The sequence below is a fragment of the Marinobacter sp. Hex_13 genome (assembly GCF_001566815.1).
In the GTDB taxonomy this organism is placed as follows: Bacteria; Pseudomonadota; Gammaproteobacteria; order Pseudomonadales; family Oleiphilaceae; genus Marinobacter; species Marinobacter salarius.
Window position 1 is genome coordinate 1 of sequence record NZ_LSMM01000049.1, and the last position, 23098, is coordinate 23098.

The 23098-nt window shown below is 55.6% G+C and carries 18 protein-coding genes; 13 read left to right on the forward strand and 5 right to left on the reverse strand.

All coding sequences use genetic code 11. The annotated features are described in order from the left end of the window. From AXW11_RS12535 to AXW11_RS12560, 6 genes are all read left to right on the forward strand, one after another. On the forward strand, nt 1-1728 hold a 1728-nt coding region (locus tag AXW11_RS12535; RefSeq protein WP_286792340.1), incomplete at its 5' end, for a polysaccharide biosynthesis protein. Nucleotides 1729-1761: 33 nt separating this feature from the next. Continuing rightward, entirely contained in the window at nt 1762-2382 is a 621-nt protein-coding gene (cysC, locus tag AXW11_RS12540) for an adenylyl-sulfate kinase (RefSeq protein ID WP_075196465.1), read from the forward strand. Nucleotides 2383-2388: 6 nt separating this feature from the next. Continuing rightward, nucleotides 2389-4158, forward strand: a complete 1770-nt coding sequence (locus AXW11_RS12545) for an SLC13 family permease (protein WP_075196464.1) — start codon at nt 2389-2391, stop codon at nt 4156-4158. 55 nt (nt 4159-4213) lie between these two features. Next, a complete protein-coding gene (locus AXW11_RS12550; protein ID WP_075196463.1) occupies nt 4214-5611 on the forward strand; it encodes an MBL fold metallo-hydrolase RNA specificity domain-containing protein in 1398 nt (465 codons plus the stop codon). A 34-nt stretch (nt 5612-5645) separates the two neighbouring features. Further along, nucleotides 5646-6908 (forward strand): Vi polysaccharide biosynthesis UDP-N-acetylglucosamine C-6 dehydrogenase TviB, encoded by a 1263-nt coding sequence (gene tviB, locus AXW11_RS12555; protein WP_075196462.1) that lies wholly within the window; start codon nt 5646-5648, stop codon nt 6906-6908. Nucleotides 6909-7149: 241 nt separating this feature from the next. After that, complete coding sequence (locus tag AXW11_RS12560; RefSeq protein WP_007154106.1) at nt 7150-7518, forward strand: histone-like nucleoid-structuring protein, MvaT/MvaU family; 369 nt, start codon at nt 7150-7152, stop codon at nt 7516-7518. 49 nt (nt 7519-7567) lie between these two features. Here the strand turns inward: AXW11_RS12560 and AXW11_RS12565 are convergent, their stop codons facing one another. Then, nucleotides 7568-8533 carry a sensor domain-containing diguanylate cyclase gene (locus AXW11_RS12565; RefSeq protein WP_075196461.1) on the reverse strand — a complete coding sequence of 322 codons (966 nt, stop codon included), beginning with the start codon at nt 8531-8533 and terminating at the stop codon, nt 7568-7570. A gap of 2 nt (nt 8534-8535) precedes the next feature. Next, on the reverse strand, nt 8536-9564 hold the full coding sequence (locus tag AXW11_RS12570) for a response regulator (protein ID WP_041332458.1): 1029 nt from the start codon (nt 9562-9564) through the stop codon (nt 8536-8538). Nucleotides 9565-9710: 146 nt separating this feature from the next. Between AXW11_RS12570 and AXW11_RS12575 the strand changes: the two genes are divergently transcribed. Together AXW11_RS12575 and sbcB are read left to right on the forward strand one after the other, a co-directional pair. Continuing rightward, entirely contained in the window at nt 9711-10571 is an 861-nt protein-coding gene (locus AXW11_RS12575) for a hypothetical protein (RefSeq protein WP_036210042.1), read from the forward strand. A gap of 49 nt (nt 10572-10620) precedes the next feature. Next, a complete protein-coding gene (gene sbcB / locus AXW11_RS12580; protein ID WP_075196460.1) occupies nt 10621-12066 on the forward strand; it encodes an exodeoxyribonuclease I in 1446 nt (481 codons plus the stop codon). On the opposite strand, the gene AXW11_RS12585 is transcribed toward sbcB, so the two are convergent. Further along, on the reverse strand, nt 12063-14060 hold the full coding sequence (locus tag AXW11_RS12585; RefSeq protein ID WP_075196459.1) for a tetratricopeptide repeat protein: 1998 nt from the start codon (nt 14058-14060) through the stop codon (nt 12063-12065). The genes sbcB and AXW11_RS12585 overlap by 4 nt on opposite strands. A 34-nt stretch (nt 14061-14094) precedes the next feature. Beyond that, nucleotides 14095-15606, reverse strand: a complete 1512-nt coding sequence (locus tag AXW11_RS12590; protein WP_075196458.1) for a flagellin N-terminal helical domain-containing protein — start codon at nt 15604-15606, stop codon at nt 14095-14097. Nucleotides 15607-15987: 381 nt separating this feature from the next. On the opposite strand from AXW11_RS12590, the gene AXW11_RS12595 reads away from it, so the two are divergent. The 5 genes from AXW11_RS12595 (at nt 15988) to AXW11_RS12615 (ending at nt 22007) form a co-directional block, all read left to right on the forward strand. Then, complete coding sequence (locus AXW11_RS12595) at nt 15988-17490, forward strand: flagellin N-terminal helical domain-containing protein (protein ID WP_007154099.1); 1503 nt, start codon at nt 15988-15990, stop codon at nt 17488-17490. A gap of 71 nt (nt 17491-17561) precedes the next feature. Beyond that, entirely contained in the window at nt 17562-18002 is a 441-nt protein-coding gene (locus tag AXW11_RS12600) for a flagellar protein FlaG (protein WP_041332462.1), read from the forward strand. 182 nt (nt 18003-18184) lie between these two features. Further along, nucleotides 18185-20176, forward strand: a complete 1992-nt coding sequence (fliD, locus tag AXW11_RS12605; RefSeq protein ID WP_075196457.1) for a flagellar filament capping protein FliD — start codon at nt 18185-18187, stop codon at nt 20174-20176. 36 nt (nt 20177-20212) lie between these two features. After that, nucleotides 20213-20614: a flagellar export chaperone FliS gene (fliS, locus tag AXW11_RS12610; protein ID WP_007154096.1), complete on the forward strand. Its 402-nt coding sequence runs from the start codon at nt 20213-20215 to the stop codon at nt 20612-20614. 181 nt (nt 20615-20795) lie between these two features. Beyond that, the gene (locus AXW11_RS12615; RefSeq protein WP_036210071.1) at nt 20796-22007 is read left to right on the forward strand and encodes an argininosuccinate synthase; all 1212 of its coding nucleotides are present in this window, start codon (nt 20796-20798) and stop codon (nt 22005-22007) included. Here the strand turns inward: AXW11_RS12615 and AXW11_RS12620 are convergent. Next, a complete protein-coding gene (locus tag AXW11_RS12620; RefSeq protein WP_075196456.1) occupies nt 22004-23029 on the reverse strand; it encodes an AraC family transcriptional regulator in 1026 nt (341 codons plus the stop codon). The genes AXW11_RS12615 and AXW11_RS12620 overlap by 4 nt on opposite strands. Nucleotides 23030-23098: the final 69 nt, after the last annotated feature.

Consider the following 23098-nt stretch of genomic DNA (forward strand, 5'->3'; position numbering starts at 1 on the left):
GTCATTCGTTATTTGGGTGATAGAGCATTCCTCACCATTATCTATGGGGTCATTGCCTCCAGCGTATCTCTGATCATTCTGGGCTACCTATTGCAGGTGTTTGTGCCCCGTTCGGTTCCCATCATCTATGGGGCTTTGGCATTCCTGTTTGTGAGCGGCACCCGTCTGGGTGTGCGGATGATCGTGAACCATCCCAAGCAGATGGCGAAAGAAGCGGTTGCCATCGTGGGTGCTGGCGAAACAGGCATGCAACTGGCATCGGCTCTTGAGCAAGGCACCGAGTATCGACCGGTTGTTTTTGTGTCATTTGACCGCGCCAATCACAAGTCCATGATCAATGGCTTGCCCGTCGTCAGCATTAACCACATCGCCAAGCATATGCCGAAGCACCATGTGCAGCGGATATTGCTGGCGCTGGACGAAGGTACACAGATTGATCGCAAGAAACTGCTGAAGCAGCTCGAGCCTTTGTCGATCCCGGTCCAGACTGTTCCGTCCATGTCGGAACTGGTGGCGGGCCAGGCGCGGATTAATGACATCCGGGATCTGGAGATAGAAGACCTGCTGGGGCGAGACCCGGTTCGGCCGGACTCTGCCGTTGTAGCCAAGAGTCTGTACCAAAAATCCGTGATGGTCACTGGCGCGGGCGGTTCGATTGGCTCAGAGTTGTGCCGCCAGATTATTCGTCATCGTCCGCGCGCGTTGGTACTGTTCGAGCAGTCTGAATTTTCCCTGTACGCCATTGAGCGTGAGCTGAGTTCCATCAATCGGGTGGAGGGACTAGGAGTAGAGTTGCATCCCTTACTCGGTAATGTGGGGCATCGGCGCCGCTGCGAGTCTGCCATGAGGGCGTTTGGTGTGCAGACGGTCTACCACGCAGCCGCCTATAAGCACGTACCCTTGGTTGAACACAACGTGATAGAAGGCGTACAGAATAACGTGTTTGGCACCTGGCACACGGCTGAAGCCGCTATTGCAGCCGGTGTTGAGCGTTTTGTGCTGATTTCCACGGACAAGGCGGTTCGCCCCACCAACGTGATGGGGGCCAGCAAGCGGCTGGCGGAACTGGTGCTGCAGGCTTTGGCACAGCGGCAGAAAAAGACGGTGTTCTCCATGGTGCGTTTCGGCAACGTACTCGGCTCTTCCGGTTCTGTAGTGCCGCTTTTCCGGGATCAGATTCGCGATGGTGGCCCGGTTACCGTTACCCATCCGGACATTATCCGGTACTTCATGACCATTCCTGAAGCCAGCCAACTGGTTCTCCAGGCCGGCAGTATTGGCTTGGGTGGCGAGGTGTTTGTGCTTGATATGGGCGAGCCGGTGAAGATTGCGGACCTGGCTCGCAAGATGATTCACCTCATGGGGCTGGAAGAGAAAACGGAAAGCCATCCCGCAGGTGATATTGAGGTGACCTTTAGCGGCCTTCGCCCTGGGGAAAAGCTGTATGAAGAACTGTTGATTGGTGACGATCCGCAAGGTACTTCGCACCCACGAATCATGATGGCACGGGAAGTTTATCTTCCCTGGGAGCAGGTAGAAGACTTCCTCAGTCAGTTGCAGCGAGCGAGCCAGGCATTCGATTGCAGCGCGATTATCGAAGTACTTAAGAATGCCAAAACGGGTTACGCGCCCAACGGCAACCTGGAGGACCTGGTGTGGTGTAACGGGCAGTCCGATGTTGTGGCTGCGGATCGCCAGGGCGATAAAGTGCACCGGTTGTCTGTGTAAGAAAATACGTTTCAAGAGCAAGGTTGCTGTTTCATGTCTGAAAATATCGTCTGGCATCACCAGAAAGTCACCCGGGCGGACCGTGCTTCCATCAAGAACCAGAGCCCGTGCCTGTTGTGGTTTACCGGGCTGAGTGGTTCCGGTAAGTCCACCATTGCTAATGCGCTGGATGTGGCCTTGTTTGAGCGTGGCTATCACACCTTCCTGTTGGATGGTGACAATGTCCGCCATGGCCTGAACAGGGATCTGGGGTTTTCTGATGAAGACCGTGTTGAGAACATTCGCCGTATTGGCGAGGTGAGTAAGTTGTTCACCGATTCCGGCGTGATTGTTCTCAGTGCGTTTATCTCACCCTTCACCAGTGATAGGCGCTTGGTGCGTAACCTGTTCCCGGCGGGTGAGTTCATTGAGGTGTTCATGGATACCCCGCTTCAGACGTGTGAAGAGCGGGATCCAAAGGGGCTTTATGAAAAGGCCAGGGCGGGAAAGATCAAACACTTTACGGGTATCGATTCCCCCTATGAGGCGCCTGAGCGACCGGAAGTGCGCCTGGATACCTCGCAGATGTCGGTGGATGAATGTGTGAACCGCTTGATCAGCTACCTGCTGGACCGGCAGTTGATCTTTACGTCGCCACAAGCCACCGGAGCGTAAGCGCCTATGGCGTGGGAAGCCATTGTTACCCTGCTTACCTTGTTCTCGGTTCTGGCAGCATTGGTGATTACACGGGTGTCGGCCGATCTGGTGCTGATGGCGGCCCTGGCGTTCCTGTTGATTACCGGCATCCTGGGGCCCGCTGACGCGTTGGCAGGGTTTGCAAACCCGGGCGTGATTACCATTGCAACGCTCTATGTGGTAGCCGCCGGCCTGAAAGAAACCGGGGCCGTTCAGTGGATTGCCCGTTTGCTACTCGGGCATCCGAAAACCGAGAAAGGCGCGCAGCTTCGGATGCTCGCGCCGACTGGTATCCTCAGCGGCTTCATGAACAATACGGCCGTTGTGGCGATGTTCATCCCCGCCATTCAGGACTGGGCCCAGCGTCTGGGTATTCCATCCTCACGCCTTCTCTTACCCTTGAGCTACGCCGCCATTCTGGGCGGCACCTGCACGTTGATTGGTACCAGCACCAACCTGGTGGTGGATGGCATGCTGCAGGCGCGCCTGGGTATTAATCTGGGGTTGTTTGAGTTGGCCTGGGTGGGCGTGCCGCTGTTGTTGGTGGGTGGATGCTATTTGGTGCTGGTGGCATCTCGCATATTGCCGGACCGGGGAGGCATGCGGGAGGAACTGGAGCAGGTTCGGGAATACGGCGTAGAGGTGGAAGTGGACGCCGCTGGCCCGTTGGTGGGCAAAACCGTGGCTCAGGCTGGTTTGCGCGCACTGAATTACGGTTACCTGACGGAGATCGACCGGGGTGGCCGGCTGATTACGGCGGTGGAGCCGGATCGGATGCTGCAACCGGGGGATAGGTTGTATTTTGTGGGCGCGCCGGAATGCGCCAGTGAGTTGCGTCGGATTCAAGGCCTGAAACCAGCCCATGCCAGTATCCAGAAGCTGGATCTGGCGAACCATCAGCGCTGCCTGGTGGAAGTGGTGCTGGGACAGGAATTCACGGCTCTGGGGAAGACCGTGCGGGAAAGCCGTTTCCGTACTCGCTTTAACGCCGCGATTCTCTCAGTTTCGCGTGAGGGGAGTAGGGTGCCTGGTAAACTGGGGGATATCACCTTCCGGATGGGCGATACCCTTTTATTGGAGGCCAGTCACCAATTTGTAGAACAGTACCGCTTCCGCCGGGACTTTTTGTTGGTCAGCGCCCTGAACGATTCCACGCCACCGGATTTTCACCGGGCGCCCCGGGCGCTGGGAATTTTGTTGTTGATGGTTGTGGCCAGTGCTACCGGGCTATTACAGATTATAGAGGCGGCCTTCCTGGCCGCGGGCGCAATGATTGTCACTGGGTGCATTACGGCCAGCCGTGCCCGCCGTAGTGTGGATTTGCCAGTACTGGTGGTGATTTCGGCCTCTTTTGCGCTAGGCAATGCCATGACGGAAACCGGTGGGGCCGAGTGGGTAGCCTCCAGCCTGCTGGGCCTGTTCGGCCCGCTCACGCCCTGGCTCGCTCTGGCGTTGGTGTATATCCTCACCGCTGCCTTTACCGAAGCTATCACCAACAACGCGGCAGCGGTGCTTATGTTTCCGATTGCGTTGGCGGTGTCTGAACAATTAGGCGTTCATTTCCTGCCGTTTGCCGTGGCCGTAATGTTCGCTGCTTCGGCGTCGTTTATTACGCCTCTGGGTTATCAGACCAATCTCATGGTTTATGGCCCCGGCCGCTACCAGTTTATGGATTACGTGCGTTTGGGCTTTCCGTTGAGCCTGCTCGTAGGCTCAACCGCTATCGGTTTGATCCCGTTTGTCTGGGGATTTTGAGCTGTTTGGGAATATACTGGCAGAAAGCGAATTGTGAATAACAAGGATGTGTTGAATGATCGATATAAAACACCACGGAGCGGTGTCAGGTGTAACCGGTTCTTGCCACGAGTTGGTCGTTGGCAGTTCCGGTATTCTGATTGATTGCGGCCTGTTCCAGGGTGCGGAAGCCGGTAACGGCGCGAGTGCGTCGAATCTCGCCATTGATTTCTCCATTAGCCATATCCGTGCGCTGGTGGTTACCCATGTGCACATCGACCACGTCGGTCGCATTCCCTATCTTCTGGCTGCCGGGTTTGACGGGCCGATTATCTGTTCGGAGCCATCGGCCATTATGTTGCCGGAGATTCTTGAGGATGCCCTGAAGATTGGCTTCACCCGGGACCGGTCCCTGATTGAGAAGGTGCTTGGGTTGATTCGATCCCGTCTTGTGCCGGTGCCCTACGAGCAATGGCATTCGGTGTTCGATGGCAAGGATGAGTCGCTTTCCGTTCGGTTGCAGAGGGCCGGGCATATTCTTGGTTCGGCTTATGTGGAGTGCGAAGCGGAGAGCGATGGTGAGTTCGAGCGTGTCGTGTTCAGTGGTGATCTTGGGGCTTCCCATGCGCCACTGTTGCCTGAGCCACAGCCGCCGGAGCGTGCTGACAGGTTGGTGATTGAAAGCACCTACGGCGATAAGGACCACGAGAGCCGGGAAGAGCGTCGTTATCGTCTCAAGGCGGTGCTGGAGCACGCCCTTGAGGACGGCGGGACGGTTCTGGTGCCGGCGTTCAGTATTGGGCGTACTCAGGATCTGCTGTATGAAATTGAAAGTCTGATTCATGAGTTCGGCAGCGATGAAGTCGGGCCGGACTTGCCTTGGCGGGATCTCGAGATCGTTGTGGACTCGCCTCTGGCCGCCAATTTTACCCGTATCTACCGGGACCTCAAGCCTTTCTGGGACGCTGAAGCCACCGAATTGGTCAGTCAGGGCAGGCACCCGCTCTCGTTCGAACAACTTACGCTGATCAACAGCCATGAAGACCACCTCAATGCCGTGGATTATCTGGCAAAGTCACACCGCCCCTGCGTGGTGCTTGCTGGCTCTGGCATGTGTGCAGGGGGCAGGGTGGTGAACTACCTGAAGGCTATGCTGGCGGATGAACGCAACGATGTGTTGTTCGTGGGCTATCAGGCCAAGGGCACGCCGGGCAGGGATATTCTCGCCTGTGGGCCTCGTGGTGGCTGGGTGGAGTTTGACGACCAGCGTTACGAGATTCGCGCCCGGGTTCATCAAGTGGGTGGTTACTCCGCCCATGCGGGGCAATCCGATTTGCTGCGGTTCGTAAGCGGAATTGAGTCGCCACCAACGGAGATCAGGATTGTGCATGGTGATGCGAAAGCCAAAGAATCGTTGAAAAGCCAATTTCATTCCGCCGGACTAACGGGGATAATGATCCCTGGTTTGGCGTAAACCAGTTATTTGTAAAAAAAGGATTGTTGGAATCATGAAAAAGATCGCCGTCGTCGGCCTGGGATATGTCGGTTTGCCTTTGGCCGCCGCATTTGGGGAAAAGCGGGACGTTGTTGGTTTTGATATCAACGTAAAGCGAATAGCCGAACTAAAAGATGGCGTGGATTTTACCCGTGAGGTTTCCCGCGAAGAGCTGGCTGCTTCAAAAGGGTTGTCGTTTGCCGACTCCCTGGACGGCATTCGCGATTGTCAGATCTATATTGTGACGGTTCCCACACCAATTGATGAATTCAAATCCCCGGATTTAACACCGCTGGTCAAGGCCAGTGAGAGCGTGGGTAGCGTCCTCAAACGCGGCGATATTGTTATTTATGAGTCCACGGTTTACCCCGGTGCCACGGAAGAAGTCTGTGTCCCTATTCTGGAAAAAGTATCCGGCCTTGCTTTCAATCAGGACTTCCACGCCGGTTACAGCCCCGAGCGGATTAACCCGGGTGATAAAGAACATCGTATTGCCACGATTAAGAAGGTAACTTCTGGCTCCACGCCGGCCATCGCCGATGAAGTGGACGCGCTTTATGCCGGTATTATTACCGCTGGTACTCACAAGGCCAGTTCCATTAAGGTGGCCGAGGCCGCCAAGGTGATTGAGAATACCCAGCGTGATTTGAATATTGCGCTAATGAATGAGTTATCAATGATTTTTTCCAAGCTTAAAATTGATACTCACGAAGTGATTGCTGCCGCATCGACCAAGTGGAATTTCCTCCCGTTCAAACCGGGATTGGTTGGCGGGCATTGTATTGGCGTGGACCCTTACTACCTGACTCACAAGGCCCAGGCCATTGGCTATCATCCGGAAATTATCCTGTCTGGCCGCCGCGTTAACGACAACATGGGCCCGTATGCGGCGTCTGAATTGGTTAAGGCGATGATCAAGGCCGGGCATACGGTTGCCAACGCTCGGGTGTTGATCATGGGCTTTACGTTTAAGGAGAACTGCCCCGATTTACGTAATACTCGCGTTATTGATGTGGTTAAGGAGTTGTCTGAGTTTGGCTGCAAGGTGGATGTAACGGATTGCTGGGCCGACAATGAAGAGGCTGAGCATGAATACGGAATTACATTGAACCAGAATCCGGAGAAAGCCCAGTACGATGCGTTACTTCTAGCGGTTCCGCATAGAGAGTATGTGGCGAGATCGTCCCATGATTTACGCGAATATATGAAGGACAATGGGGTTTTGTTTGATCTGAAAGGTGTATTGCCACTGGGTGAAGCTGATTTGCGTTTATAAACGCTTTGGCTATTTAAATAAAAAACCAGCCTGCGGGCTGGTTTTTTTTGGGTTACTTTTCCGTAAATGAATTATTTTGCCATGGCCTGTTTTATGGATTACTATTTCCCGTGACTTTCAGTCATAACCGTCATATTCAAAAATTATCCATTCGCAGGTTCCGTGCTTGGTTGTCTGAACTAATTGCGGTCTTCGAATATCGGCAAATCAATAGCAGTTATTTAAATAAGGGTTTGTATCCATGGCAAAGATTAACGATTACTACCAGAAAAAACAGCTTATGGAAAAGCTCTCTGAAGAACTGGCGAAACTGGAGCAGGACCAGGCGCTGAAAAGCGAGCTTGAGTTTGAAAACAAGGTTCGCGACCTGATGAAGAAGTATGACAAGTCGCCAAAAGACGTTCTGCAGATTCTGGGCGCCATTGATCCGTCCATTTCAGGCGCTAAGGCCGACACAGCCAGCGGCAGCCGCCCCAAACGCCCCATGAAGACCTACAAGAACCCGAACACCGGTGAAGTGGTCAAGACGCGTGGTGGGAACCACAAGGTATTGAACGAGTGGCGCCAGAAGCATGGAAAAGAAACTGTGCAGAGCTGGCAGCAGGACTGATTGAGTCGTTTTTAACGTGGTGTCGGATTACGGCTTTGCGTAATCCGACCTACGATTGCTCCCCGAATACCACCACACGGTTTCTTCCTCCTTCCTTGGCGGCGTACAACGCTTCATCCGCCTGCTGTAACCACTGCATATGATTCTCCGGCCTATCCGTTAAGGGGGCGATGCCAATGCTGACGGTGTACTGGATCGGTGCTGCCGTGGTTTGAACCGTGCTGTTCTGTATGGCCTCCCTTATGCGTTCGCAAATCACCCTGGCGCCTTCGGCATCGGTTTCCGGCAGGATGATGCCGAACTCCTCGCCACCGTAGCGGCCGGGGCTGTCTGACTGGCGCAGGTTGTCTTTCATAACCTTGGCGGTGTACTTGATGACTTCGTCACCCGCCAGGTGGCCGTAGGTATCGTTCACCGCTTTGAAGTGGTCTATGTCGAACATGATCAGGCAGGTGTTGTGACCATAACGACGGTAGCGTTCGTATTCGGCGTCGATCAGGTTTTCCCAGGTACCACGGTTGAGCAGACCGGTCAGGCGGTCGGTCATGCTCAGCTTGGCCAGTTGTTCGTTGGCGGTTTCCAGTGCCCGTTTGCTGGTGGCGATGTCGGTGACGTCGTAGACCATCAGGCAGATTTTCTCGACCTGGCCGTCTGGCCCGGAGAGGGGGCTGATGGTCAGATTCTGGTACATGAAGTCTTCGGTGCCGGTTATCGGGCGTGTGTTGCGAAAGCGGAACAGGTAAGGGCGCTGTTCCCAGGAGGTGAATGCCCGGGTGTTTAGCATGGCGACTGAGTCGACCTTGCGGGTCAGCCATGCTTTGGGGATGTCCGGGAACACGTCAAACAGAACCTGCTCGCGAATCTTGCTGGCGGTGATGCCGCTATGGTGTTCCATGAAACCATTCCAGGCCTGCACGCGGAAGTCCAGGTCCAGAACCACCAGGCCGACTTCCACCGATTCCAGCATGTCCACCAGCCAGTGGAAGGTGCTTGCTCCGATCTCTTTAATGGCCATGGTTAATCCACCAGGTACTGTAGTCGTTGTTCAAGGAAGGGCACTGAATCTTCTGTCAGCAGTACCAGCATGTCGCAACTGATCTCCCGGTCTTCCAGTTCATAGCTGATTTCAATACACAGCAGCTTTTCGTGGCGAGTACTGTGGTGTTCCAGCAGGTCTCCGATCTGTCGATGCTGGCCCAGGACGGTTGGGTGACCAAGACCGAGTTTAAGATCCAGCTGGTCGCCAATGCCTTTGAGGAAGGCGCCAAACAGGATGCTGGACATGTCCATGAGCACCTCTACCTGAATGCTTTCGGTGTCCATGTCCTCGTAATGGAGCAGTTCGGCCATGTCATTGAAGCTGGCGTCAGCAAACAACAGAAGTGCTTCACCTGCAACGCCTGCGCCGGTGAATCCCTGGCAGACAGCGGAGTAGCTGCTGTCGGCCTGGGCGGCCGAAATCGCCATGCTGAGCTCCGAGCGAGCAATCATTTCCACCCGGGGGATGGGCTGTTTGACGAATACCCGCAGCAGTCTTGCCAGCAAGTCGGACGAACGGCCCATGGCAACGTTGGCGATCTCCTGGAGATAGTCGTTCAGGCTAATCGGTGCGCTGGTTGAAGTGGTGTTGGTCGTATCGGACGCAGCGCTCTGCTCGTGTTCTTCAACCAGATCCTCAGGGCGCAGAAAACCGTAGTCCTGCAGCAGCTTTAAAACCAGGTCGGTGTCCGTAGGCTTTTTTATGAATTCGATGGCGCCGAGCTTGCGGACTCGAGCCCGCGCTTCTGGTTGGATGTCGCCGGAAACGACGATCGTCAACACGGGGAGATCCTCTTTCCTGATGGCGTCCAGAACCTCGTAGCCATCCATTTCCGGCATATTGAGGTCCAGAAACAGCAATTCGCCGGCACCGGCGCGGAGCTTTTCCAGAGCATTGCGGCCATCAAATGCGAAGGTAACTTCAGCGTTCCAGTTTTTGGGTAAAGCGCGCGCCATTTGTTTTCGGGCGAGAGAGGAATCGTCGCAGATAAGAACGCGGGTGGTCATGGGGGCTCCGTTTATTATTTAACCCCAGTATAGCAGTGCCTGAAGTGAATTCTATGCCCTGTGAACTATCTCACTCTATTGGCTCGGCAGCCTGGGATATAGTGCTCCTGCAGTCATAATAAGAATTGATTCAGAGACACAACACTATGAGACAGGATGCTTGTTGGTATGCTGTCCCTCTCACCATCTGTCTGGGTATGTCGCCTGTTGCCCTGGCAGAGTTGGAGCCTATTTCCGAACAGGAAATGAGCCAGGTGCAAGGGCAGGCAATGATGACGGTGGATCATGTGGATGGAGTAAACCACCGGTTTACCCGCGTGACACTGGGCGTGGACGCAGAAACCCGGCTGAACGCCGATGGTGTGGTGATGGGCGGGGATGATTCTGGCGCCGATCTCGATATCAAGAATTTCGCGCTCGGCCACTACGTGCGCGACGACACTCGTGTCCAGATCGACGGCAACACCTACAACGTGGACGAGGTGGTTCCGTTTGAGGGTGTTGAACCCTATCTTGAACTGGCTGAACGGGATGGTCAGCTCTCCGGTTTCCGCTTTGGTCTGAACCAGGCTCGGGGCACGCTTTCTGGCGAGATCGCCAGCTTCAGTGGCAACCTGAACCTGAAAATCAACGATGCAGACGGCAACCCGGTGGACGCCATGCTGTTCGATGATGCAGGAGTGGCCACCAATCACCGAGCAACCCAGATCGGTCTGGCGGGTGAAGACGGAACCTGCAGTCAATGTGTGCCGCTGACCAATCTGCTGTCCATGGATATTGGTGTGGACAATGGCGATGGCACGGTTGGCTTTACGGAAGACCTGTTCCTGGCGTTCCAGCGTGAGTCTGTGGACTGGCAGGACCTGGGAGGCCCTGGCGCCATTCAGGGGCCTGAAGGCGTGTTCCTGAATCTGCCCACCAGCATGACGCTGGACATGCAGACACTGCAGAACGGTGTTCAGCGGGAGCGCACGCATTACGTGGATCGCGGTACCGGGATGTTTTGATTACACTACCCTGCATTCGACCGATTCACGCAATGCAGGAGTTCTCTCGGTGATCCGTTCTTTCTACTGGCACGACTACGAAACCTTTGGTGTCGACCCCGTACACGATCGTCCCTCCCAGTTTGCCGGGGTGCGCACCGATGCAGATCTGAACATCATCGAAGACCCGCTGATTATCTACTGCGCACCGGCTGACGACTACGTGCCCTCGCCAGAAGCCTGCCTGATTACCGGCATTACCCCACAAAAGGCATTGGAAGACGGTTTTCCCGAGGCGGAGTTTATCGCACAGGTCAACGAGGCCTTCAGCCAGCCCGGCACTTGCGCCGTGGGTTACAATAGCCTGCGCTTCGATGACGAAGTGTCCCGCCATACCCTGTACCGTAACCTTCGTGACCCTTATGCCAGAGAATGGCAGAACGGCAATTCCCGCTGGGATATCATCGACATGGTGCGCCTGACCTACGCGTTGCGACCAGAGGGTATTCAATGGCCAAAGAAGGAAGACGGCAGCCCCAGTTTCAAGTTGGAAGAACTCACGGTCGCCAACGGCATTGCCCATGAAGCCGCTCACGATGCTCTGTCGGATGTAGAGGCTACCATCGCGGTGGCAAAGCTGATCAAGGAAAAGCAGCCAAAGCTGTTTGAGTTTGTGCTGCAAAACAAGGACAAGCACTCCGCCCGCGCCATGCTGGATACTGCCAGTATGAAGCCAGTGTTCCACATTTCCGCAAAGTACCCGGCCACCCGTGGTTGCTGCGCAATGGTGGCGCCATTGGCTGATCACCCCACCAACAAGAACCTGGTGATCGTGTACGACCTGCGCGAAGACCCAAGCGAGTTGATTTACGCTACGCCTGAGCAGATCCGTGAGCGGGTATTTACTTCCCAGGCGGAGTTAGGGGAGGGCACCAGCCGTTTTCCACTCAAAGGCGTGCAACTGAACAAGTGCCCGGTACTGGCCCCCGCCACCATGCTGAAATCCCTCTCTGAGGAGCGGCTTGCCGAGCTGGAACTGGACGGCGACAAGCTGCGTGAGCACCTGGCCATTTTGCGCAAGGCGCCGGATCTGCCAGCCCGAATCGCTCAGGCCTTCGATCACCCCCATGAAGGTGACCTGACGGATCCGGACGAACAGCTTTACGCTGGCGGTTTTATCAGCAAAACCGACCGCGAGAAGCTCAACTGGCTATTGCAACAGCCGGTAGAAACCCTGGGAGAGCAGGAAGTACGGTTTGAGGATGGTCGTCTGGAAGAAATGGTGTTTCGCTATCGCGCCAGGAATTACCCCAATACGCTGATATCCGAAGAGCAGGAGAAGTGGGAAGTCTTTCGTCAGCAGCGGCTGATGCAGCCCAAGAAAGGGTGGCGGTCTCTGGAGGAGTTCTTCAAGATTTTGCAGAATCTTGCCGCTGATCCGGAGCTTACGCCGGAAAAGCGGCATGTTCTGGAAGAGCTTCACCTCTATGGTGAATCCCTGATTCCTTACGTCTAGCGCCGGCGCTGGAAGTACACGGACAGGCCTTGACCCATCAAGCTTTGCACCTCGCTTCCCAGAGCCTCAGCCTGGATCTGTTTCTGTACAGGCTTGGTGGCGAGGCTGTGGCCGTCGGTGTCCCGGGCTTTTGCCAGTTTCCAGTCCACTTCGTTGCTGAGCAGCGCCATCAGCTCTTTTAGCTGCCTGGAATCCTGCTCACTGAACCAACGGTCGCGGCAGCCACCCAGGCCGTAGAAGTCGGTTTCGGCAACCAAGGATTGCCACATCGGATCCTGCCGATTGGTCAGTACCATCCGTCGGAGTTGACGCAGGGCCGTACGTGTCGGTTTGAGGTCGTGTTGGGAGATCAGGCGGCGGATCTGTTTGTCGCCATCGGTCTGTTCGTTGACGGCGGTGTGCATATGGACAACAGCACCGTTGCCGGTCGCTGAACTCACCAGGGCTGCGAGGGACACCTCGGTCATGCTTGTTGACGGCAGGCGCCCGATTTCGATCCAGTGCACCTTGTGGTCATCGGCGACGAATTGCTGGGCGATGGACCAGGGCCAGAACACGATGTTGCTGATGCCCATCTCGCCCGCGAGTCGCGTTGCCTTGGCAACGTTGGCCAGGGATTCATCCACGGCGATTACTTCCACGTCTTTCAGGTAGTGCGCCAGTTCCATGGCGCGCTGGCCGGACTGGGCGCCACACACCATGATTCGGATCGTTTCCGGCAATTGCTCGGTACTCATGCCCAGCTCGGTCGCCATTATGGCTTTCAGGCTGGTTTCGGAGCGATAGGCAAGTTTCGACCAGTTGGGCCAGGCCTGGGGCACATCGGTTTTCTCCAGACAAAGCTCGGCTGATTTCTCGTCGAAATTCTGTTTGATGGCCTCTTCCGACGCGCGGTTATAGTAGCTCGCGGCCATCATCCCCTGCATGGCAACCGGCCAGTCCACCAGGTTCCAGCGGCCAAGGTGTACAGCATACTTCTGATGGAACAGAGCGCCGTACATGGCACTGATGATCAGCGAACCGATCATGCCATCCTGTTGCTCGCCCATGGCAAGTTGGGCGCAAATGCTGTCGTTGATGGCTGAGGCCAGCCGTTCTTCGTCGTCCTCCGCGGTCAGGGCGTAACCGGTGCGATCGGCGTAGACCGCCAGGGCCAGTGCCAGCGGTTGAAGTTCGTCCCGCAGTTCAACAGTCTGTGCGACTTCCGCGATAATCGCCCGGCGCAGCAGGGTGGCCAGCTCTTCCACGGCTGGGTCTGGCATCAGGGTTTTTTCCAGTGCCAGGATCAGCAGTTCGTCCTCGCTGGCGGCGTCCAGAGCGACTTGAGCATTCGGGTTTTCCAGATCGTATTGCTGGCGGATGATGGCGCCTACGAAACGGCCGATTTCCTGGTGGGGCAGGCCGTCATGTCGCAGCAAAAGGATAGCGTCGCGGGCCAGTTTGGTGTCAGCCCTTTTCACATCCAGATGCTCCGCACAGGTCAGCATGCCACTATAGATAGACGGCCATTCCAGGCCCATTTCCAGCAGTTTGCGGTAGTGCAGGTAGGCTACGTCGAACTGGCCCTGAAGGCGCTTGGCATGGGCGACTCCGCCGAAAGCGGCGGCGGATTGCCGGTCCATTTCCAGGGCCTGGATGAAATACTGCTCCGCCAGGGCCGGGCGCTCGGACTTGATTGCCCAGTAGCCCAGGTTGGTGAACTGCTGGGGCTGTGCCGGGTCATGGCTCAAGCTGTCCGTGAACAGGGTGTGTGCCTTATCAAGTGCCCCTTCGTCCATTTCCACACGCCCCATCAAGCCCAGCGCGCCTGCGTTACCGGGTTCCTGCGCCAGAACCTCATTCAGGTAGTCACGGCATTCCTGCCGCGCCTTGAGACGCTGAACCAGCGATGTCGGGCTGTTTGACTCGGCATAAGCCAGGTTTGCCTGCAGCAGTAGCCGTGCAATGTGGGCTTTTTGTGCGTCTGTGGCATGGATGTTGTGCTGTGCTTGCATGGGGCTACCCCTTTGACTCTGTGACGAAACCCGATTAACCCTGCAGCAACTGCAGAACCTGCTGTGGCCTTGCGTTGGCCTGGGCCAATACCGACAAGCCGGCCTGCTGCAGCACCTGGGTGCGGGCGAGTTCTGCGGATTCGGCGGCAAAGTCTGCATCACGAATCCGTGAACGCGCGGCCGACAGGTTCTCAGAGGTCGTGCTCAGGTTGGCAATGGTCGACTCGAGTCGATTCTGGGCAGCGCCCAGGTCGGCACGAATGCCACTGATGGTTTCCAATGCCGCATCCACAACTGCGAGTGCGCTGGTTGCGCCGTCAACGGTGCTTATATCGATACCTGCCACTTCTTCAGGCGTAGAGCCGGCGGCGGTATTCTGTGCACTGTTCAGGACGCTGCCTGCGGCCAGGGTGGCGTCAGACGTCGCGGCGAAGCTAACGGACGAGTCCAGCGTCAACTCACCGGCAATCCGTGTGGCATTAGCGCCACCACTTGTCAGTTCGATGGCGCTCGGGTCGCCGCTACCCTGTACCGCCAACTGTTGAGAGCCGGCAGCGGTAAAGTCTTCGATAGTGATGTCTTTACCCTGTTCCTGAATCAGCGTGATACTGCCGTCGTTAGCAACTTCCGCGGTAATGCCGGTCTTACCAGACGCGGCGTTCACCTCACGTGCAATCGCTGAGAGGTCGTTTGCATCGGTGATCTGCGCGGAAATGGTCGCTGAGCTGCTCCCATTGGAAAGGGTGAGCGACACGGTTTGAGGCACGGCGATTGGCGTGGTAGCGGTGTTGCTCAGGGTCGCCGATGTTCTTGCCGTCGCGTTCACACCCGTCGTGGCACCGATGTCGTTGATGGCTGCGGCGATGTCTTCTGCCGTGTCACCTGCTGTAATGGGCACCACCTGGCTGTCCAACGAGCTGGAAATGGTGAGATTCTGCGTGGCGATCGTGTTTTGTGCGGGTAACGTCGCATTCGCTGCGGTTGTTGAACCGGTGCCCTGGTTCAGGGTTGCGTTGGCCGCGTCGAGCGTGTTGTTGGCCAGGTCGGCGGTTCGGGCGCCTTCGATGGAAACGGCGATGCTCTGGTTTTCATTGGCGCCAGCCTGGAATTTTTGGGCCTGGAAGGTGCCGTCCAGGAGTTTCAGCCCGTTGAACTCGGTGGTAGTGGCAATGCGCTCCAGCTCGCCTTTTAGCTGGTTTACTTCGGACTGCAGGGCCTTCCTGTCAGATGCGGAGTTCGTTGCGTTGGCGGATTGTACCGCCAGTTCCCGAATGCGCTGCAGGATGTTCCCGGATTCGCCCAGCGCGCCTTCAGCAGTCTGAGCCAGAGAAATACCGTCGTTGGCGTTTCGAATGGCCTGGTTGAGGCCTTTGATCTGCGATGTGAATCGCTCAGAGATGGCAAGCCCGGCAGCGTCGTCCTTGGCGGAGTTGATGCGCAGGCCGGATGACAGCCGCTGCAGGGCAACGTTGGAGTCTTCCTGTGAAGTGTTCAGGTTTCGCTGAGCATTCAGCGACGCGATATTGGTGTTGATGATCTGAGGCATAACATTTCTCCCTGCTCAGAGATGCCGGTAACCCGGTGCCCGATCAAAATGGACGCCTTGCCGGCGGAAGTTCATTTAATTGCCGTTTTGCAGGGAGGTAAGCGAAGGTTGTGCCAGTTTCGGAGTTTTGTTTTTAAGATATTGATTAGTATTGGTTTTATTGGTCGTTTTGATGTTTGGGGCATGAATCCAATCGTCAGCATATAGCGGTATAAGGAAGACTATTGCCGCTTTTACATTCCCTTACAAAATACCGTTAATTTTTTCTAAAGGTACGGACGGGGGCGCCGTTAAGCGCAATAACAGGGAGGCGCTCCCAAACTGAAAATGGGCGCCATTCCTTTTCCATGAAATAACGACATATGTCGAAGGAGAAGCAATATGGCTCTCGGTATTAACACTAACGTTGCGTCACTGTCAGCTCAGAACCAGCTGAACAAATCCCAGGAGCTTTCTAACCAAGCTCTGGAGCGTCTGTCTTCCGGCCTGCGTATCAACTCCGCCAAGGACGATGCTGCTGGCCTTGCAATTTCGACCCGTTTTCAGTCCCAGATCTCTGGTCTGAACGTTGCGCAGCGTAACGCCAACGACGGTATTTCTCTGGCTCAGACTGCTGAAGGTGCTCTGGAAGAAACCACCAACATCCTGCAGCGTATCCGTGAGCTGTCTGTTCAGTCGGCCAACTCTACCAACTCTTCTTCTGACCGCTCTGCACTTCAGGGCGAAGTAAACCAGCTGAAGCAAGAGCTTGACCGTATTGCCGGTACTACCCAGTTCAACGGCCTCAACCTTCTGGATGGCAGCTTCACTGCTCAGTCATTCCAGGTTGGTGCCAACGCTAACCAGACCATCTCAGTATCCGTGACCGGTGCTCGTGGTGCCGACCTTGGTAACAACACCGTATCCGGTGAAAGTGATACCACTGTCAGCCAGGGCACAGGTTCTGTTGCGGTAGCTGCGGCTGATGTGGCAACGGTTGCCAACAACACCATTGCTACACAGAACATCACCGTTTCTGGAACTGAAGGCTCTGAGGTCATTGGTATTACCCAAGGCGATACTGCAGAAGCGATTGCAGCTGCTGTTAACGCTGAAACCGGCACGACTGGTGTAACGGCCACCGCATCGACCACGGCAACCCTCGCTGGTCTGTCTGACGATGGTACGGTTTCCTTCACGCTTGGTAGTGGTGGCGATACAGCGACCATCTCCGCAGCGGTAACTACCACTGACCTGGGTGCGCTGGCCAAAGCGATCAACGATACCTCAGGCACCACTGGTGTTACGGCTGAAGCAAACGGTGGCGAAATCACACTGACCCAGGCTGATGGTAAAGACATCCGTCTGCAGGACTTTGCCAACTCAGGTAACGCTACCGGTACCGCCACGCTGCAGGGCAGTGGTGATCCAAGTGCGGTTACTTTGACCGCTGGCAGCACTGACAGCACGATTGCTTCTGGTTCTGTTGAGTTCGCTTCATCCGGCGCGTTCTCAGTCAGTTCCTCGGTTGCGGAAACCGCTGGTAGCATTCTGAACGTTGCAGCAGACACCGTGGTTGGTTCTAACCTCCAGTCAGTGTCTTCTATCGACATCGGTACTGTTGCAGGCGCTAACAGCGCAATCGAGATTGCAGATGCGGCTCTTGAGCAGATCAGTGGTATCCGCGCCGACCTGGGTGCTGCCCAGAACCGGTTTGAATCCACAATCGCCAACCTGAGCACAACTGCCGAAAACCTGTCGGCCGCTAACAGCCGGATTCTGGATGCAGACTTCGCATCTGAAACTGCTAAGCTGTCCAAGGCGCAGGTTCTCCAGCAGGCTGGTATCTCTGTACTGGCGCAGGCGAATGCCCGCCCGCAGCAGGTTCTGTCCCTCCTGCAGTAACAGGGGCATAACGGCAAGGCCGGGGTCTTTGGGCCCCGGTTTACTGCTGTATGAGGATAGCGAGGTGAGCTATGAATGGCGTTAACCTGAATGGCCCGGATTTGAAGCTGATTCGTTCCAGCGAGCAAGCTCCGGCTCGGGCAATTTCGTCATCTCAGGCCGAAGGCAGGAATGCCTCCGCCCTGACTGCACCTTCATCACCTGGTCTTGCTGAGCGTTCGGAGTTGTTGTCCGGGGCTCAGGAACTTTCGAAAGCTGAGAGGCTCGAAAGGCGCAGTGAGGCACAGAAAGAGAAATTGGATGATGCCGTGTCTCAACTGAACGATTTCGTTCAGACGGTCCAGAGGGATTTGCAGTTTGAAGTGGATAACGAGCGGGGACAGACGATCGTCAAGGTCGTCGATCAGTCCACCCAAGAGGTTATTCGGCAAATTCCGGATGAAGTTGCGTTGAGGTTGGCAGAAAACTTGCAGCAGGATGAACCGCTGACGTTATTCAACACGAAGGTCTAGAGTTTGCCGCTCTTGGCCTGACGTTGAAAACGGTTGTTCAGCACCGCCGCACCCGAAAGGGGCCGGCGGTGTTTTGCTTACATGTGGTTACAAAATTGGTCGGTAGAAAAGGCAAAGTTTTGCCGCTTCAGGCCGATATATGGAATAGCATTGGAAATTGCCCTCCTGAGGAGGCACATACTATGGCAAATATATCATCGTTGGGTATCGGGTCTGGTGTTCTGACCTCCGAGTTGGTCGATCAGTTGGTGCAAGCGGAACGGGCACCGACGGAAAATCGTTTGGCTCAGAAAACCGAGCGCACCCAGGCGCTGATTTCTGCCTATGGCACGCTTCGCAGTGCAGTAACAGAGCTGCGCCTTCCAATGCGGCAATTGAGTGCTCCAGATAATCTCAAAGCCTTTTCTGCAACGTCGTCCAACGAAGACGTTGCTGTGTCTGTGGACAGCTCCAAGGCTAACCGCGGTACTTACAGTGTCGATGTGACAAGTCTCGCCAGCGCTCAGGCGCTCGCGTCGCGTGATGTATTCGCGGATCGCGACAAGACCAGTGTTGGCCAGGGAACAATGACGCTTTCTGTTGGTGACAACACCACCAATATTGTTATAGACAGCAGTAACGACACGTTGCAGGGCCTGGCAAACGCAATCAACGATTCTGATGCAGGGGTTTCAGCGGGCGTAATCGATACCGGTAGTGGTTTCCAGCTCGTGCTATCGGCAGACGAAACCGGTACGGCAAACGCCGTTAGTATTTCCGTATCGGGCGACAGCGCCGGCACGGATACCGATGCCCAGGGGCTTTCCCGTTTTGCGTTTAACACATCAATGGATGCGGGCGCCGGTCTCAATGAGACAATCGCCGCGTCGGACGCCGTGATGAGTATCAATGGCGTAGAGGTTACCCGTTCTACCAATAGTTTTGAGAACGTCATTGATGGTTTGACATTTGATCTGACTGCCACTGGTACGTCCACGGTTAAGGTTGAACAGGATCTCGGAGCGGTAGCAGACCGTGTCCAGGGCTTTGTCGAGAAATTTAATGGCCTGCAGGAAACCATTGATGCGCTGGCAGGATTCAATGCAGAGAGCGGTAGCGGAAGCCTTCTGACTGGCGATAGCGTTATTCGGGGTATTCAGAACCAACTCCGCCAAGTGCTGACCCGCGTTGTTCCCGGGCTTGAAGACGCAAGTGTCCGAAGTCTGGCGGATGTGGGTATTACCACAAATTTCGAGACTGGCTCTCTGGAATTTGACCGCGAAGAGTTCATGGCGCAGTTAAAGGCTAATCCGGACGATGTCACGGCCTTGTTTGCCGAACAGGGCAGGGCTACCGACAGCCAGGTAGAGTTTGTTCGCAGTGGTGTAAACACCGAACCTGGAACCTATGATATCAACGTGACCCAGGCTGCGACCCAAGGCACGCTTGCCGGGAATGCCGCAGCCACTTTTCCCGTTACTATTGACGGAACAAATGATGAGTTTTCACTGCTGGTTAATGGTGATACCTCCGTTAACCTTCAGCTTACACAGCAGACTTACAACAGTGCACAGGATCTGGTTGACGAGATTCAGGCTCAGCTTAATAGCAACAACGCGCTGAACGCGTCAGATGGGTCCGTTCAGGTGAGCCTGGGGGCTGGGGGTGAGCTGGTTTTCTCTTCCTCCACCTACGGCAGCGAGTCTTCGGTCACCTTGTCGTCCGCTGAAAGCGCGGCTACGTTTGGATTGGATGCCGCCACAAGCACGGATGGCCTCGATGTTGCGGGTACCATTGACGGAAGAACAGCTGAAGGCGAAGGGCAAACACTGTTTCTGGGCGAAAACAGCGGTGCTGCGTCTGGGCTCCAGGTACAAATATTGGGCGATCAGACTGGAAGTCGAGGCTCGATACAATTTATTGAAGGTGTTGGCGAACGTACGGTTGATCTGATCACCAACTTTGTCGGTGCCGATGGTGCAATTGATACCAGAACCGAGAGCCTGAACCGCGATCTGGAGCGAATTCAGGAAAATCAGATTCGGCTGGAAGAGAGAATTACAGCCTATCGAGAGCGCTTGGTGAGTCAATTCACAGCTGCGGATTCATTGATCTCGCAACTGAACAGTACACAGGACTTTGTGAGCCAGCAGCTTGCTGCGCTGGCACCACAGAATAATCGCAATAACAATTGATGTTTATTGCACGAAAAGCGAATAAAGAGGTCACTTATGAACGGTTTACAGGCTTACCAGCGCGTAAACGCCCAAACCAGCATTACGGATGCCGATCCTCACAAGCTGATCCAGCTTCTTTACAACGGAGCGTTGGAACGCATTAACATGGCCAAAGCCAGGATGCAGGCGAAGGATTTTGAGGGCAAAGGCCGATTGATTTCCAAAGCGATTGAAATCATCGGTGGCCTCCGTGGCTTTCTGGATTTCGAGAAGGGTGGCGATCTGGCCGTGCGCCTGGAATCGCTTTATGACTACATGGAGCGGACCCTTTTTGAAGCGAATGCCAAGAATGACGTCGCTAAGCTTGATGAAGTCGCGGACCTTCTGCGCTCAATCAAAGACGGCTGGGATGGCATCCGCGAAGAGGCTACCTCCAAGCAACAGCAGGCTGTCTGAATACGACGTTCTGGTGTGAATACCGTGCATTCTATCCAAGATGCCACCTGGTGCCCTGCCGGGGGCATCCGCGGCCAGTAACGAGGTCGCCCTCTTGCCCCAATAGCCATTCCCCCCGCTGTCCCGTACAATACGCCCCTTATTTTTAATACATCCATTCTGTTCAGTCTGGAGCAAGGGCATGTCTGATATTAAAAAGGTGGTTCTGGCGTATTCCGGTGGCCTGGATACCTCGGTAATCGTTCGCTGGTTGCAGGATACCTATGAGTGTGAGGTGGTGACGTTCACCGCCGACATCGGCCAGGGCGAGGAAGTTGAGCCGGCGCGTGAGAAAGCGAAAGCGCTCGGCGTGAAGGAAATCTACATTGAGGACCTGCGCGAGGAATTCGTTCGTGACTACGTGTTCCCGATGTTCCGCGCCAACACCATCTACGAAGGGGAGTACCTGCTGGGTACCTCCATCGCACGCCCGCTGATCTCCCGTCGTTTGATTGAGATTGCCAACGAAACCGGTGCGGACGCGATTTCCCACGGCGCTACCGGCAAGGGCAATGATCAGGTTCGTTTCGAGTTAGGTGCCTACGCGCTGAAGCCAGGTGTGAAGGTGATTGCACCCTGGCGTGAGTGGGATCTGAATTCCCGTGAGAAGCTGCTGGCTTATTGCGACGAGCGCAACATTCCGGTGGAGAAGAAGAAGGGCAAGAGCCCATACTCCATGGATGCCAACTTGCTGCATATCTCTTATGAAGGCATCAACCTGGAGGATCCCTGGGCGGAAGCCGAGGAAGATATGTGGCGCTGGAGTGTGTCTCCGGAAGCAGCGCCCGACACGCCTTCCTATATCGAAGTGACCTATGAGAAAGGCGATATCGTGGCGATTGATGGCCAGGCCATGAAGCCTCACGAGGTGCTTGAACACCTGAACAAGGTCGCCGGCGAGAACGGGATTGGTCGTCTGGACATTGTTGAGAACCGTTATGTGGGTATGAAATCCCGCGGTTGTTACGAAACTCCGGGCGGCACCATCATGCTGCGCGCCCACCGTGCGATTGAGTCCATCACCCTGGACCGCGAAGTGGCGCACCTGAAGGACAGCATCATGCCGCGTTATGCGGAGGTGATTTACAACGGTTACTGGTGGTCCCCTGAGCGGGAAGCGCTGCAGGCGCTGATCGATCAGACCCAGACTTATGTAAACGGTACCGTGCGCCTGAAGCTCTACAAGGGCAACGTGGATGTGGTTGGGCGTAAGTCTGACGATTCGCTGTTCGATGAGAAGATTGCGACCTTCGAGGAAGACCAGGGCGCCTACGATCAGAAGGATGCTGAAGGCTTTATCAAGCTGAATGCGCTTCGGTTGAGGATTGCGGCTGGCAAGGGTCGCAAGCTTTAAGTGGCCTCCCGTGACGCCCGGAACTCTCCGGGCGTCTTCCCCGTCTCTGCTTTGAACTTTCGGTGAAACGACGTTGTTTCGCTGTACCCCAGCCTCAACGCTATCTCCGGAATGCCCAGTTCGCTGTTCGTCAGAAAATCTTCCGCCATTGCCTGTCTTACCTCGTCCAGCAACTGCTGATACGAAACACCTTCCTGGCTAAGTTTTCTCTGCAGCGTTCGGCTGGTCATGCCCAGATGGTCTGCGACCATGTCCTGGCGGGTGATGCCGTGCATCAACTGTTTGCGAATGCTGTGTTTAACCCGGTTGGTGAGGGCTGTGTCGGTTTCCAGCGTGGCCAGTTGGCTGAGGGCGTGGGCTTCAAGGGTTTTTCGCAGCAGTGGGTCAGGCTGGCGTAGGGGAGTGCCCAGCAGGTCTTTGTGCAGAACAATGGCATCTTCGTTGGAACGAAAACGTACCGGGCAGCCCCAGCGTTCCGTGTAGGCGCTCTCCAACTCCGGCCCGGGGGAAGGGTGTTCGAGGTGTACTTCCACTGGCGAGGCGGCGTTGTTGTCGGCCAGCCAGCGGGCGTAGTTGATCCAGGAGGCGAAGACGTTGTCCACCATCTGGGGGCGAACGACCGGGTCGGTGTAGTTGCAGGCCCAGATCAGTTTGATGTGATCGCCGCTACCCGCAATTTGCGTCGTTCCCATGTCGCCGACCAGTTTCTCGAACGGGGCTATACGAGCTACTGCTTCTCCCAGCGTGGCGGAGCTCATGGTGATATACCCGAGAACACTGTAGGACCCCGGTTGCACGAAGTCACCGGTTTCAAGGCCGAGGATGGGGTTATTGCTTTGTTCACAAAGCAGCCGTATGAATGCCTGGAACTGCTCGCCGTTTATACGCTCGTCGTCGGTCTGGAGAATCGACGCATCAAGCCCGGCGTTGCTGAACAGTGCTGAGGTATCCAGGCCTTGGGCATTGGCGGCGCGGACATATTGTCTTAGGGCTGCTACGGAGGCGGTTCCGAGGGTCTTCATGATTACGGCAACGTCTTGGGGTTATTGTTGCCATCAGTATAACGGAAGCAGAAAAGAAAAAAGCCAGCT

What these genes read in the sequence shown, in the direction of transcription:
- AXW11_RS12560 (WP_007154106.1), top strand. Translation starts at nt 7,150, where the DNA reads ATGGCAAAGATTAACGATTACTACCAGAAAAAACAGCTTATGGAAAAG.
- AXW11_RS12545 (WP_075196464.1), top strand. Translation starts at nt 2,389, where the DNA reads ATGGCGTGGGAAGCCATTGTTACCCTGCTTACCTTGTTCTCGGTTCTG.
- AXW11_RS12570 (WP_041332458.1), bottom strand. Translation starts at nt 9,564, where the DNA reads ATGACCACCCGCGTTCTTATCTGCGACGATTCCTCTCTCGCCCGAAAA.
- fliD (WP_075196457.1), top strand. Translation starts at nt 18,185, where the DNA reads ATGGCAAATATATCATCGTTGGGTATCGGGTCTGGTGTTCTGACCTCC.
- AXW11_RS12600 (WP_041332462.1), top strand. Translation starts at nt 17,562, where the DNA reads ATGAATGGCGTTAACCTGAATGGCCCGGATTTGAAGCTGATTCGTTCC.
- fliS (WP_007154096.1), top strand. Translation starts at nt 20,213, where the DNA reads ATGAACGGTTTACAGGCTTACCAGCGCGTAAACGCCCAAACCAGCATT.
- AXW11_RS12620 (WP_075196456.1), bottom strand. Translation starts at nt 23,029, where the DNA reads ATGAAGACCCTCGGAACCGCCTCCGTAGCAGCCCTAAGACAATATGTC.
- AXW11_RS12595 (WP_007154099.1), top strand. Translation starts at nt 15,988, where the DNA reads ATGGCTCTCGGTATTAACACTAACGTTGCGTCACTGTCAGCTCAGAAC.
- AXW11_RS12565 (WP_075196461.1), bottom strand. Translation starts at nt 8,533, where the DNA reads ATGGCCATTAAAGAGATCGGAGCAAGCACCTTCCACTGGCTGGTGGAC.
- cysC (WP_075196465.1), top strand. Translation starts at nt 1,762, where the DNA reads ATGTCTGAAAATATCGTCTGGCATCACCAGAAAGTCACCCGGGCGGAC.
- AXW11_RS12585 (WP_075196459.1), bottom strand. Translation starts at nt 14,060, where the DNA reads ATGCAAGCACAGCACAACATCCATGCCACAGACGCACAAAAAGCCCAC.
- AXW11_RS12575 (WP_036210042.1), top strand. Translation starts at nt 9,711, where the DNA reads ATGAGACAGGATGCTTGTTGGTATGCTGTCCCTCTCACCATCTGTCTG.
- AXW11_RS12590 (WP_075196458.1), bottom strand. Translation starts at nt 15,606, where the DNA reads ATGCCTCAGATCATCAACACCAATATCGCGTCGCTGAATGCTCAGCGA.
- tviB (WP_075196462.1), top strand. Translation starts at nt 5,646, where the DNA reads ATGAAAAAGATCGCCGTCGTCGGCCTGGGATATGTCGGTTTGCCTTTG.
- AXW11_RS12550 (WP_075196463.1), top strand. Translation starts at nt 4,214, where the DNA reads ATGATCGATATAAAACACCACGGAGCGGTGTCAGGTGTAACCGGTTCT.
- AXW11_RS12615 (WP_036210071.1), top strand. Translation starts at nt 20,796, where the DNA reads ATGTCTGATATTAAAAAGGTGGTTCTGGCGTATTCCGGTGGCCTGGAT.